The sequence below is a fragment of the Billgrantia desiderata genome, from assembly GCF_900108215.1.
Lineage (GTDB): Bacteria > Pseudomonadota > Gammaproteobacteria > Pseudomonadales > Halomonadaceae > Halomonas > Halomonas desiderata.
Genome location: NZ_FNVC01000047.1, coordinates 1 through 5,563, shown reverse-complemented (window position 1 = coordinate 5,563; position 5,563 = coordinate 1). Strand labels below are relative to the sequence as shown.

The 5,563-nt window shown below is 53.3% G+C and carries 3 protein-coding genes; all 3 read left to right on the top strand.

The annotated features are described in order from the left end of the window. Nucleotides 1-2,825, top strand: a 2,825-nt coding sequence (locus C4S71_RS22980) for a type I secretion C-terminal target domain-containing protein (protein WP_103970582.1), incomplete at its 5' end; no start/stop codon positions are given. Between the two features lie 60 nt (nt 2,826-2,885). After that, entirely contained in the window at nt 2,886-3,365 is a 480-nt protein-coding gene (locus tag C4S71_RS22140) for a hypothetical protein (RefSeq protein WP_103970581.1), read from the top strand. Nucleotides 3,366-3,962: 597 nt separating this feature from the next. Continuing rightward, nucleotides 3,963-5,563: retention module-containing protein (locus tag C4S71_RS22135; RefSeq protein ID WP_146064645.1), on the top strand; the 1,601-nt coding region annotated here is incomplete at its 3' end.

The following is a 5,563-nucleotide window of genomic DNA, read 5'->3' as shown; positions in this document are numbered from 1 at the left end:
TCGACGGCGACCTGATTGGGCGTCTCGACGGCGAGGACGTGCTCAAGCTGAGCCTGAGCGGCGGCACCATTGCCGCGGGGAACAGCGGCAGCGTCAGCGTGATGGTCGAACTGCTGAGCAACCTGCCGCACGGAAAGGATCTGGACGAACTGACCCTCAGCGGCATCGAAGTCATCGCCATTGACAGTGACGGCACCGCGTCCGACCCGGGCACGGTAGACGTGACCGTCGACGATGATATGCCTAGCAACTTCACTCCCGATACCGCTCAACTAGAAGACGGCTTTTCCGGTAACATCAACTTCGCTGCAGTTGCCGGGGCTGATGGTGTTGGTAATGTCATTTTCACCGTTGAGGAAGGGAGCCCTGCGACTGATCGTGAAGGTAACTCACTCTTCCTGGATGGTGAGCCCCTTTACTATAGTTATGATGATGGCGATCAGTCGGTGCTGCTGGCTAAGACTGCCGATGGAGAACTTGGTTTCAAAATTACCTTGAACTCCGAGAGCGATACCTACGACATCGAAGTGTTTGGAACTATCCTCAATGGTACTGAATTCCAGGTCTCCACAACTGAGGATGGTGTAGGTGGCAGTAATACGGCGGTGTATGGCTTTAATGTCAATGATGGGATAGATAATAATGATGTTGTTGTCTCTACCATTTCAGGGAGTACTGTAAACAATAGCGCTGGCCGACAAATAGGGATAGGGCAGGGCCAGTCTATAGCTAAAGATGAGGTTGTTCGCTTTGACTTCGTGAGCGGGCTGAATGTTGATGGGGCGGACAATGCTGCTGCTTGGGATACCAACCTTGGAGTTTCTCGGTATGCCCAAGAAGTCACGAGAGTTGGTGGCGGTGGCGGTAATAATCCCTCTACTAGCATGACCCTGACAGCGTTCACGGGAGTCACTGCAACCTCTATTGAGAATAACGGGGGAATAGTTGGAACTCCGGAGGGTGGGGAGGTTATTCCGCTCACAGCTGGTTGCATACGTGTATTCGACAGTAATGGCGCTGACATTACCTCCGAAATTGGTATCGTAGAAGCGGGAGGTAGCGTAACTTTAGTTGGCATGAAGGCAGGTTATGTTTTCGAGGTGAGCAGCGAGATACCTTTCGAGGCGCTTGAGGTAAAAGGGGCTGGTCAAGGATCCAATTTCAACTTGGGCAACTTTAGCTTCGTTCAAGGGGGAACGGCTACAGATATTGAACTTGAACTGCCTCTGCAGGGTATCGATGGTGATGGCGACACTGCTGACGGCAGCATGAGTGTCGAGGCTCCTGAGCCTGACCAGCTTTATGTTGGAGGGAATAGCGATACTACATTCGAATCGGGTGGCGGTGACGATGTTCTTATCGGTGACGTCGGTGGAGGTAAAACTATCATTCAGCCGGGACAAAACTACAATGTGTCAATCATTGTCGATATTTCTGGCAGCATGAATGTTTCGTCCGGTACGCCAGGCCTAACATTGATGGAGTTGACGAAACAGGCTCTCGTTAATCTGGCTGGTCAGCTTGAAAAACACGATGGTACTGTTAATGTTCAGCTTGTGCCATTTTCGAGTCATGCTACCTCTTCTGTCGAGTTAAATAATCTCAACAGTGATAACATCCAAGATCTGTTGGATGCTATTGATGCCCTCCAGGCAGGAGGGGGGACCAATTATATGGCAGCCTTCCAAGAGTCTGTTGCATGGTTCAATAGCCAGGCAGGTCAGCCGGATTCAGGCGACTTCAAGAATGTCAACTATTTCCTGACGGATGGTGATCCGACGTACTATTATGATCAGAACGGCAATTTACAGGGTCCGGGAAGTTCTACGGACTATGCGACTCTGTATGCATCCATTCAGGCGTTCGCTGAGCTGAGTGACATCAGTTCGGTCTATGGTATTGGCATGGGGCATGACGTTTCTGAGAACTACCTGCGTTTCTTCGATAACACCGATATTATCGGTGAGGGAACCGAGACCTTCAATGATGGTGGTCTGTATAGCAGCGACAGCCAAGTCACTGCCCCAGTTGGAATGCCTGATATAGTTCAGACAGCTGAGCAACTGCAGGCTGCTCTCCAAGGTGGCTCTGAGAGTAATGAGCTTTCTGACCTTGGCGATGATGTGCTCCGCGGAGGAGACGGTAACGACATTCTGTTTGGCGATACCGTCAATTCCGATCATCTCTCTTGGACCAACGGAGAGGGCGAGCACTTTGCTGCTGGTGATCATGATGGCATGGGTTACCTTGGCTTAATTGAGTACCTGCGCTGGAATGAAGACCTGGGTAATAATGGAAACTTGCCTACTGAAGAGCAGGTCATTGCGTACATTAGAGAGAATTGGGAGGAACTGGCGCAACCTCAGCAATCGGCAACACCAGGGAATAATGACCTTTATGGTGGGGCAGGTGATGATATTCTGATCGGTGGTGCTGGAAATGACACCCTCAGGGGAGGAGAGGGGAACGATACTCTCTTTGGGGGGCTCGGAGCAGATACCTTTGTATGGAAGCTTGGCGACCAAGGTGAAGCTGGTGATGCTTTTACTGACACTATCGTAGACTTCGACTCTAATGACGGAGATGTTATTGACTTGTCGGATCTGCTGCAAGAGCGTGACAGTGATAGTGATATCAGTTCTTATCTCCGTATGGAGGATGATGGACAGGGGGGAACCGTCATTCATATCAGCACGTCGGGTGCCTTTGAACATGGGTATGATGCCAACCTGGCAGATCAACATATCGTCCTGAAAGGGGTCGCTTATAACGAAAGTCTCCTTGAAGACATGCTGAATGAAGGGTATATTAATATTGACCAATAAATAATTATTGGTGTATCAGGGGCGCCTTGCCAGGCGCCCCATTTTACTATGGAGTCGTCGATGTATATAAAAGAAGAGCAGCTTAGAAAATGGGTAAAAGGCAATGCTTCTGCCGTCGACTTTCTTCTTATTGTGATGAAAATATCACATGTGTGGGATGATTTGATTGACAAAGATAAGTCGCTTGAAGATGATGTTATAAATCATTGCTTTTTCGATGCGTTGATTCGACTGCCGAGAAACGAGTTTTATCGGAAAAACTTTGATCACCTTAATTCAATAATGATGAATTCCATGTCTAATTGGCTGATATCTAACGATTTAGAACGTGAGGGGGGAGATCTCCAGCTCAATATTGCGTTCATTCTTCGTTCATCATATGTTGACCTTATTACACAGTCTGCTCTGTTGGTTGGAGGACAGGCTTGGGCCAGCCAGGTCGGAAGAGAAGTGCGCAAATTGACGCATCATGAGAGATTCGATGGCTACCTTAGAGCGTTGGATGAAGAAAAGAAGACACGACAAGCAACAGCAAGATGAGATCTGTCGGTCCTTTAACTTGATTTCCAATAGCTGGATCGCTTATTTACTGGGGCGCTTGCTTGCTATGCAGCTGGGCTCTGCTTGGCCGGCATCAGCATTTTTGTCTTACCTGTGCCACAGGCCAATACTCGTTTTGGCGCCGCACGGATACTTTCAATCAAGCACGCTCTCTCCAACCTGTCGTCCGTTTGGCAGTGGAGAGCCGCGTTTAAAGCACAACCGCTCGAGAGGTAGCCTCTCATGTCTATTACAACTTTACTTTCCCTCTCCGGCCAGGACAGGAGAAAGGTCACCTCCTAAAGCTGCACGGAAAGCAGCAAACGGTGCTCTATATTAACCACGAGGGCGACATTGGCGGAGGTAGTAGCAATGTAGGGTGGCCAGTCCCTGGCTATGCTCTCCGTCCGTTACTGGCGGGCGTCTCACTCTAGGCCCGAGGTCGTCCTTAATTTTCTTCTCGTTACTGTACTTCGGTCCAATACCGAGCCGTACGGCTTGTTTCATACTTCAATTAAGCACGCCCCTCCATGCACGGACCGTTTGGCCGTGGCGAGCCTCGTAAAAAGTTCCTACCACTTTGCGGGGTAACAACTCATGACTATTGCAACCGTTCTGTCCATCTCCGGTCAGGCCTGGGCTCGTGATGCCTCAGGTAACCTGCGTGAACTGCGTGTCGGAGACACGCTGCAGGAAGGAGAAACCGTCGTGACGTCCAATGGAGGGGATGTGCAGCTCGACTTCGGCGATAACCTGGACCCTACCCAGATCGAGGGTGGCGAGCAGGTTCTCATCACCCAAGAGCTGAGCACTGACCAGCCGGTCGAGGCGAGTGAATTTGCCGCTCTCGATGAGGATCTGGAGGCACTGTTGGCGGCGCTGGAAGACGATACCGTCGACCTGCTCGATATTCTCGATGCGACTGCCGCAGGTGCGGGACCCGGAGGTGCGGCGGATGGTGGACACAGCTTCGTGCGTCTGGTGCGTATCGTCGAGGACACCAACCCGCTGGCGTTCGACTATGGCCTGAATGCACTGGGCGGGCCACCGGATGAGCAGGGCGGAGCATTTGCATTGGCAGAGGTCGAAGAAGAGATAGAACCGCCGGAGCCGGTTGTCATTCCGCCAAGTGCCGGCAGCTTCGAAGCATCGCTTTTTGATGTCGATACCTTGAGCAGCTCCGGCTCGGTCGCCAGTGGTATTCTGCCCGTCTCCTTCGGCTCCGGTAGTGGCGGAAGCGTTTCCTTTGCTGCCATGGATGGAGTGACACTGCAGGTGGGTGGTGAGACTCTCACCTTCAGTTGGAATGCCGCCACTAACACCTTGCAGGCAATCTCTGAAACCCGCGGTATCACGATCTTTACCGTCGAGCTCAACCCAACGACGGGTGCGTTCACTGTCACTCAGGTAAATAACCTGCTGCATGGCGAAGGCATGGACAGCGCACTTGTCGGCCTCGTCTATACCGTGACCAGCAGCAGTGGCAGCGTGACGGGTACGCTGCAACTCACCATCGTCGACGACGTGCCCGCCGTCAGCGTGGGAACCATCGACCTTGGCGACCTCGAACTCATCACCTTCGACAATGAGACCCTTGACGGCAACACCTCCATCGCAGGTGGCAGCGTGGCCGTGGCCTTCCTGGCGGCGGTCAATGTCAGCTACGGTGCCGACGGCGAGGGCAGTCTCGTCATCGACGGTTACACCCTGAGTCTGGGCAACGTCGCGCACGGCCTTACCAGCGGCGGCGTACCGATCGTCTTCAGTCTGGTCAACGGTACCGTGATCGGCAGTGCGGGTGGCAACGAAGTGCTGCGTATCGAGATCGATGCCACCACGGGTGACGTCACGGTGACCCAGTCCGGGCCGGTGGATCATGCCGCCCAAGGGGCTGATAGTCTCACGCTGCCGGTGGGTCTGATCAGCGTGAGCGCTACCGTCACCGTCACCGACGGCGATGGCGACACCGCCAGCGACAGCCTCACCGCCGACCTGGGCGGCAGCATCACCATCGTCGATGACGTGCCCGCCGTCAGCGTGGGAACCATCGACCTTGGCGACCTCGGGCTCGTCATCGACGATACCGATACCCGCGACGGGGGGACTTCCACGGCGACGGGCAGCGTTGCGGCCCTGTTCCTGGGGGCCGTGACCGCGACCTATGGCGCCGACGGTCCTGGCGACACCGAGGTTAGCGA

Excerpts from the sequence above, each read along its gene's own strand:
- C4S71_RS22140 (WP_103970581.1), top strand. The coding sequence starts at position 2,886 with ATGTATATAAAAGAAGAGCAGCTTAGAAAATGGGTAAAAGGCAATGCT.